Consider the following 6,372-nt stretch of genomic DNA (forward strand, 5'->3'; position numbering starts at 1 on the left):
GGCTCGATCACCGCCGCCGCCGAGCTGCTCGGATACACCCAGTCGGCGGTCTCCCGCCGCGTCGCCGCGCTGGAGCGCGCCGCCGGAGGACCGCTCTTCGAGCGCCTGGCCAGAGGGGTGCGCCTGACGCCCGCCGGCGCCGCCCTGCACCGCCACGCCGTCGCCGTCCTCGACCGGCTGGAACGCGCCGGCGAGGAGCTGGCCGCCATCCATGGCGGCGGGGGCGGGACGCTGCGCGTGGGCGCGTTCGCCACCGCCAACGTGGGTCTCGTCCCAGAGACGTTCAAGCGCTTCGCCGAGCGCCGTCCCGGCGTCGAACTGCGCCTGGTCGAGGGCCTGACCTCGCGGCTGATGGAGCGGCTGCGCTCCGGGGCGCTGGACGTGGCCGTGATCAGCAACTACCCCTCCGGGCTGTCCGCCTACGGAACGCGTACCGTCCTGCTGCACGAGGACCGGCTGCTCGTCGCGCTGCCCGCCGGGCACCGGCTGGCCGGCGACGACGACGTGGACCTGCGCGACCTGGCCGACGAGAGGTGGATCGAGGCTGCGCCGCGCGGGCAGCCCACGTTGCTGCAGGCCGCGTGCGCGGCCGCAGGATTCGCGCCACGCAGCGGGCTGCGGGTTGTCGAATGGTCGGGCAAGTTCGGGTTCGTCGCCGCCGGGCTGGGGGTGACGCTCGTCCCGGAGCTGGCCGCCCGGGCCGTACCACCTCATCTGGTGCTGCGCCCGCTGCGCGGGATGGCGCCGGCACGCAAGGTGTACGCGGCCCTGCCCGAGACGCCACTGCCCGCGGCGCTGGAGCTCGTCGAAATGCTGGGAGAATGGAAGGCGTGTACGACGGCTTCGCCTATTTAGGCGGTCTGCACGCGACCGGGCTGCGTGACGTGACCTCCGACCTGGCCGCGCTCGACGGCGAGGGCTGGTGGGCCGTGGTCGTCGACTACGAGGGCAAGGTGACGTGCGCCCGGTTCGACCGGGTGCGCGAGTCGCCCCTGCCCGCGCCCGCCGCTCCCTGGCACGGGCCGCGGCCCGATCAGTGGCGCAGCTCACTCGACCGGGCCGCCTACGAGCGCGGCGTGCGTGCCATCCGCGGCTACATCGAGCAGGGCGAGGTCTACCAGGCAAACCTTTGCCGGATTTTGACCGCCCCCGTCCCGCTCGACGCCGACCCGCTCGCCCTGGCCGCCCGGCTGGCCGCGGGCAACCCCGCGCCGTACGCGGCCGTCATCCAGGTGCCCGGGCTCAGCGTGGTGTCCGCCTCGCCCGAGCTCTACCTCTCGCGCGACGGCGACGTCGTCGAGTCCAGGCCCATCAAGGGCACGGGCGCGACCGCCGGCGACCTCCTCGACAAGGACTACGCCGAGAACGTCATGATCGTCGACCTCGTCCGCAACGACCTCGGCCGCGTCGCGGCCGTCGGCTCGGTCGAGGTGCCGTCGCTCTGCGAGGTCGAGGAGCACCCCGGTCTCGTCCACCTCGTCTCCACCGTCCGGGCCAGATTGGCGCCGGAGGCGGGCTGGCCGGAGCTCTTTGCCGCGACTTTCCCGCCCGGATCTGTCACGGGCGCGCCCAAGTCGTCGGCTCTGCGGATCATCAATGAGCTCGAACCAGCACCCCGCGGGCCGTACTGTGGGGCCGTGGGCTGGGTCGACGCCGACCGTCGCCGGGCGGCGCTGGCCGTGGGCATCAGGACATTCTGGATCTCGGCAAGTGAGATCCGGTTCGGCACGGGAGCGGGCATCACCTGGGGCAGCGACCCCGGGCGCGAATGGCTCGAGACCGAGCTCAAGGCAGCCAGGCTCATCGCACTGGCATCCACAGGAGGAATTGAATGAACATCCCTGTCTGGGTCAACGGCGAGCTGATCGACCCCGCGCAGGCCAGCGTGTCGGTCTTCGATCATGGGCTCATGGTCGGCGACGGTGTCTTCGAGACCATCAAGATCGTGAACGGCCAGTCGTTCGCGCTCACCCGTCACCTCGACCGGCTCACGCTCTCCGCCCAGCGCATGGACCTGCCGGAGCCCGACGTCGATGCCATCGCCGACGGCATCGCCAAGCTCCTGACGGTCGCGCCCGCGTGGGCGCTCGGCCGCATCCGCGTCACCTACACCAGTGGCCCGGGCCCGCTCGGCTCCGACCGCGGCGACCAGGGCACCACCTCCGTCGTCATCGTGGACGAGCAGAAGCCGTTCCCGGCCACCGCCAACGTCGCCGTCGTCCCCTGGCCGCGCAACGAGCGCGGCGCCCTGTCCGGAGTCAAGAGCACCTCGTACGGCGACAACGCCAAGGCTCTGCTGTACGCGAAGAAGCGCGGGGGCGGGGAGGCCATCTTCGGCAACCTGGCGGGCAACCTCTGCGAGGGCACCGGCTCCAACATCTTCATCGTCCGCGACGGACGCCTGCTCACCCCGACGCTGGAGTCGGGCTGCCTGGCCGGGGTCACCAGGGCGCTGGTGCTCGAATGGTGCGGCGCCGAGGAGGCGGACGTGCCGCTGTCGGCGCTGTACGAGGCGGAGGAGGCGTTCCTGACCTCCACGACCCGCGACGTCCAGCCGATCAAGCTGGTCGACGACACGGAGCTGCCGGTCGCTCCCGGCCCGATCACCACGAAGGCCATGCGCGTCTTCGCCGAGCGCTCCGCCGCTGATCTGAACCCCTGAGTAAGGTACTCTCTTGCCCCACAGCTGATCATGTGAGGCACGCGTGGCAGTCGGTCCGCTCCGTCCTGGTGATCCCCCGGCGATGGGGGAGTTCCGCATCGTGGGCCGCCTCGGCCAGGGCGGGCAGGGCGTCGTCTACCTCGGCGAGTCGCCTGACGGCGGGCAGGCCGCCGTCAAGGTGATGACCGGCGGGATCGACAGGACCTTCGCGCGGGAGCTGGCCGCCGCGCGGATGGTCGACGAGTTCTGCACCGCCCGCGTTCTCGTCGCCGACCTGGACCACGATCCGCCGTACGTGGCCAGCGAGTACATCGACGGCCCCGCCCTGTCGGCGGCGGGGCCGGTGCGCGGCGCCGCGCTGATCCGGCTGGCCATCGGCACCGTCACCGCCCTGGCCGCCATCCACCGGGCCGGGGTCGTGCACAGGGACTTCAAGCCGGCCAACGTACTGCTGGGGCCGGACGGCCCCCGGGTGATCGACTTCGGCATCGCCCGGCTGGTGGACGCCACGGCGACGAAGGGCTCGGCGTCGGGGACGCCGCCGTACATGTCGCCGGAGCAGCTCTCGGAGACCTCGGTGGGGCCCGCGTCGGACATGTTCTCATGGGGCTCGACGATGACGTTCGCGGCGACGGGGCGGCCGCCGTTCGGCCGGGACACGTTTCCGGCGGTAGCGTACCGGATCCTGCACGGCGAGCCGGACCTGGGCGACCTCGCGGAGCCGCTGCGCGGGATCGTGCGACGCTGCCTCGCCAAGGATCCCGCCCAGCGGCCCACCGCCCGCACAGTGCTCCTGGAACTCCTCGGCGAGTCCGCCGTCGCGCCGACCCCTGACCGCCCCACGGCGCCGGGGTCTGCTACGGCGCCTGGGCCTGCCATCGCGCCGGACTCCGACCGCACCTCCGCACCAGGGGCCATCGTCACGCCGAGCCCTGCGGGCGGACCCGAGCCCGGTGCCGGCGAGTCGGATGCCGCCGGCCGAGGTGCGGCGGAGCACGGGCGGGTGGGGAGGCGGGCCGTGCTGCTCGGGGTGGGCGCGGTCGCGGTCGCGGCGGCCGCGACGGGCGGCGTGATGTGGTGGCGCGACGCGCAGACCCAGTCGTCAGGCCGCGGCGCGACGGTGACCGGGTTACCGGCCACCGGGTCGGGCGACAAGACGACCTCCACCACGCCGTCGGGATCGGCGAGCGCCTCCGCGACGGCGGAGGAGACGGCCGGCCCGCCGGGCCCCCACGGGCAGGAGCTCGCGATCGCCATAGAGAGCGCGATCTCGGTGTGGCCGATGGCGGACATGACGTTCCAGGGCGGGCTGACGCAGAGCGACTTCGCGGCCGAGGCACATGGGCGGATCCGGTTCCAGCCCGACGCGGGAGACAGCACGAGAAGCTGCGACTTCTCCATGAAGGTCGCCGCCCCGGACATCGGCACGGTCGACGTGGTCGTCATGGCGCCCGCCGGCCCCGACGACCTGTACGTCAACGGCAAGCGCCTGGCCGGGGACGCCGAATACGACGGCCGCGGTTATATCGACATGATCGTCATCATGTCCGGCCTCGGCGTCATCCTCGATCTCGTCGCGCACACGCCGCAAGTCAGCGGAGCCGGCCGCCGGTACTCCGGCGGCCTCGACGCGGGCTCGGCGCCGACGCCCATCAAGGAGCGGCTCACGGAGCCCGCGAACTGGAAGCTGAGCCAGCTCAAGGGGACGCGGATCAGCTGGAACATCGAGCTCGACACCACGAACCGGCCCAAGAGCTTCGTCCTCTCCTGGCGTGCCTCGGTCGGTGGTTCGGAGCTCTCCTCCACCTACACGTCGACGTACGGCAAGTGGAGGCAGGGGGAGATCAAGGCCCCGGGTTAGGGCCAACGTCGGTTATCAGGACCTAGGGAGATCAAGACGTGAGAACGGAGATCCGGTAGAACGGGATCTTCCACATGCTCGCCTCCGCCCTCACGGCCCTGTTCCCACACTGGATCATCATCAGCGAGACCTGCAACACGCGCGAGCAGGTACAGCTCGTAGGCGACGGTGAAGAGCAGGCGGGAGATGGGCGACGAACGCGCACGGATCGTTGTCATCGACTGCGGACGAGGGCGAGCATCTCATCCACTGAACCGGCCGGATCGCTGATCGGAAACTGCACTGCCCGGATGATCGCGTCGGGGTCGACCAACAGGGTGAGGCGCTTGAAGCGGTCGATGCCGGCCGCCCGGAAGGTCGGCAGCAGCAGTCCAGCGGCGAGTCTGCTGTCCTGGTCGGACAGGAGGGGATAGGACAACCTCGCGTGCGTGACGAAGGCGGCCAACTGGTCGGGTCGCTGGGTGCTCACGCCTCGGATCGTGGCACCTGCCGCCTCGAAGTCGGCACACCGTGACGCGTAGGTGAGAGCCTCCAAAGTGCAACCCTTCGTCCCCGGGATGTCGGCCCAACCGGGCGGGTAGCCCTGGGTGCCCGGGGCAAAGGCGCCGGGGAAGAAGTAGAGCACAGTCCAGACGCCGCCCGGTGCGTTGGGCGCGACCGGCTCGCCGTCATGTCGTTCCAGCACGACATCCGGCATTTTCCGGTTGACCAGATCGTGCACACGACGGCTCTCGGCGGACCCGTCCTCGCTGGTCGCGGTCAACGCCCCATCGCCCATCACATGTCTGGCGCCCCAATCCTGCAGGGCGACGAGCGCCGGCAGCAGGCCTTCACCCTTCGTGGTCAGCACGTAGTCGTAGCGCGGCGGGCGATCGGAATAGGGCCGCCTCTCGAGCACCCCGTGTTCGACGAGCCTGGCCAGGCGTTCGGCCAGGGCTCGACGGCTGACGCCTAGCTCACGCTGAAGGCTGTCGAAGCGGGTGGTGCCGCCCGCGATGTCCCGCACTACCAGAAACGTCCACCAGTCGCCGATCACTCCGAGCGCTTGCGCGATACCGCAGTCGGAGTCGGGCAGATCGGCGCGCTTCACGTACTCCAGTATAGTGCGTTCCATTCTGGAACTTACCTAGGGAGAGGCGCTGGAATGGGAATCGACAGTGGAGGTGGGGCGGGCGTCTTCTGGCGGTGGTGGACGGCCGGCACGACCAGCGCGGTCGGCTCGGCGGTAGGCGCGGTGGCGCTGCCGCTGACGGCCTTGACGGTGCTCGACGCCTCCGCGTTCGAGATGGGCCTGATCGCCGCCGCCGGTTACGTCGCCTGGATCGTGATAGGCCTGCCCGCCGGGGTGGTGGTGCAGCGACTCCCCATGCGAAGGGTTCAGGTCGTCGCCGACCTGGCCCGCGCGGCGGCGGTCATCTCCATCCCGCTGGCCTGGTGGCTGGACCGGCTGACGGTCGCCCAGTTGGTGATCGTGGCTCTCGTGATCAGTTTCGCGAACGTCATCTTCGACGTTGCCAACTCGACCTTCCTGCCGTCGATCGTGAGCAACGAGCAGTTGCAGTCCCGTAACAGCCTGACGTCCGGCACCCACGCCACTACTCAGCTCGGTGGGCCGTCGGTTGGCGGTCTCATCGTTCAGGTGCTCGGGGTGGTGCCCACCCTGCTCGTCGACGCGGCCAGCTACCTTGTCTCAGCCCTGCTGCTGCGGACCCTGCCTGAACGCCGCGCCGAGGCCCCCGACCGCTGGCCACCGGTGCGCGCGATGATCCGCGAAGGCTGGCGTTTCGTCGTGCAACACCCGGTGATGGGCCCGTGCATGTGGGCCGCCACCGCGGCGAACACGGTCTGC

At 70.9% G+C, this 6,372-nt stretch carries 6 protein-coding genes; 5 read left to right on the forward strand and 1 reads right to left on the reverse strand.

Features of this window, described 5'->3' with window-relative positions; translation table 11 throughout:
• The 4 genes from AB0J09_RS52835 to AB0J09_RS52850 all read left to right on the forward strand — a co-directional run.
• The coding region (locus AB0J09_RS52835) for a LysR family transcriptional regulator (RefSeq protein WP_360709584.1) at positions 1 to 855 on the forward strand (855 nt) is incomplete at its 5' end.
• On the forward strand, positions 822 to 1,835 hold the full coding sequence (locus tag AB0J09_RS52840) for a chorismate-binding protein (RefSeq protein WP_360709586.1): 1,014 nt from the start codon (positions 822 to 824) through the stop codon (positions 1,833 to 1,835). The genes AB0J09_RS52835 and AB0J09_RS52840, both read left to right, overlap by 34 nt.
• On the forward strand, positions 1,832 to 2,662 hold the full coding sequence (locus tag AB0J09_RS52845) for an aminotransferase class IV (RefSeq protein ID WP_360709588.1): 831 nt from the start codon (positions 1,832 to 1,834) through the stop codon (positions 2,660 to 2,662). The genes AB0J09_RS52840 and AB0J09_RS52845 overlap by 4 nt, the downstream gene beginning before the upstream one ends.
• Before the next feature lie 82 nt (positions 2,663 to 2,744).
• Complete coding sequence (locus tag AB0J09_RS52850) at positions 2,745 to 4,523, forward strand: protein kinase (RefSeq protein WP_360709590.1); 1,779 nt, start codon at positions 2,745 to 2,747, stop codon at positions 4,521 to 4,523.
• Between the two features lie 214 nt (positions 4,524 to 4,737).
• Here AB0J09_RS52850 and AB0J09_RS52855 read toward each other — a convergent pair whose 3' ends face one another.
• Positions 4,738 to 5,613, reverse strand: a complete 876-nt coding sequence (locus tag AB0J09_RS52855; RefSeq protein WP_360709592.1) for a winged helix-turn-helix transcriptional regulator — start codon at positions 5,611 to 5,613, stop codon at positions 4,738 to 4,740.
• 54 nt (positions 5,614 to 5,667) lie between these two features.
• Here AB0J09_RS52855 and AB0J09_RS52860 point away from each other — a divergent pair.
• A partial coding sequence (locus tag AB0J09_RS52860; protein ID WP_360709593.1) for an MFS transporter occupies positions 5,668 to 6,372 on the forward strand: 705 nt, incomplete at its 3' end.

The sequence above is a fragment of the Nonomuraea sp. NPDC049784 genome, from assembly GCF_040659615.1.
In the GTDB taxonomy this organism is placed as follows: domain Bacteria; phylum Actinomycetota; class Actinomycetes; order Streptosporangiales; family Streptosporangiaceae; genus Nonomuraea.

Coding starts and splice junctions, on each gene's coding strand:
- AB0J09_RS52840 (WP_360709586.1), top strand. CDS start 822: ATGGAAGGCGTGTACGACGGCTTCGCCTATTTAGGCGGTCTGCACGCG.
- AB0J09_RS52845 (WP_360709588.1), top strand. CDS start 1,832: ATGAACATCCCTGTCTGGGTCAACGGCGAGCTGATCGACCCCGCGCAG.
- AB0J09_RS52850 (WP_360709590.1), top strand. CDS start 2,745: ATGGGGGAGTTCCGCATCGTGGGCCGCCTCGGCCAGGGCGGGCAGGGC.